Genomic DNA, 853 nt, shown 5'->3' with positions numbered 1-853 from the left:
GACGGCGGCCGGGGTGGCGCTGAACCGGCGCCGCCACCGCGCCTGAACCTCCCGCGCCCCAGGCCGCGCGGGCCGCTGAAGGACACCCGGAGACCGCCCGGGCCGGCCGGGGGCCGTCAGGGCCGGCTCGCCCTGACGGGTGAGCGGTCGTCAACAGAGCCTCTGACCTGGCCCCTCTTACGGGCGAACTCCCCTTCACCGCAGGCAGTCCGATCCCCCTGTACGAATCTGTCGCCCGGCGACCGGTTCTGATCGTTCGCCAGGTCGGGGAAGTCAGGGGTTGCCGAGCCCCAAGGCTGGGAAACCGCCCCCCAGTCCCCCGAATTGGTCACCCTGAGCGCCTGTTCGATCACGTTGAGCCGGATGAACGATGACAGTTCCGGTCACTGTCGGCCGAATATTCACAACAAATGGATCCCAAATGACCACTTCGACCACACGGTGTAGCTGTCATTGCACAAAGCGTTATTCTCTCCTGGATGCACGTCACCCCGCGTCCCGCTCGAACGGTCGCTTCGGGGAGTGCTCTCCGCGCAGGCGGAGGTGATCCGTCCACAGTTCTGCCTCTGGGAGTCCCGTGTACCCACCCGTCCGGAACGACGCGCCTGCACCCTCCCGCCCGTCGTCCGCGCCCCTGCGCCCCCGCACCGGCCTCCGCGGCCGGCCGACCGCCGAGCGGCAGATCTTCACGGGCCTGGACCTGTTGCGCACCCTGCTCCGCAGCCAGCTCGCCGTCTCGCCCCAACCCGCGCTCGCCGGAGGATCGTTCGTCCAGCCGCAAGCACCCGGCCCGGCCCTGCGCACCACCGCCGCCGGCTCGGCCGGCACCGGCTCGCGCGGCCGCACCGGCACC

General features: G+C 70.8%; 1 protein-coding gene. It reads left to right on the top strand.

The features are described 5' to 3' along the window. Positions 1 to 577: 577 nt before the first annotated feature. Positions 578 to 853 (top strand): hypothetical protein (locus tag KS423_RS46410; RefSeq protein ID WP_224285650.1); only part of this gene is annotated, 276 nt, incomplete at its 3' end.

It is taken from the genome of Streptomyces sp. LS1784 (assembly GCF_020103755.1).
In the GTDB taxonomy this organism is placed as follows: Bacteria; Actinomycetota; Actinomycetes; order Streptomycetales; family Streptomycetaceae; genus Kitasatospora.
This window is presented reverse-complemented; position numbering and strand designations above follow the sequence as displayed.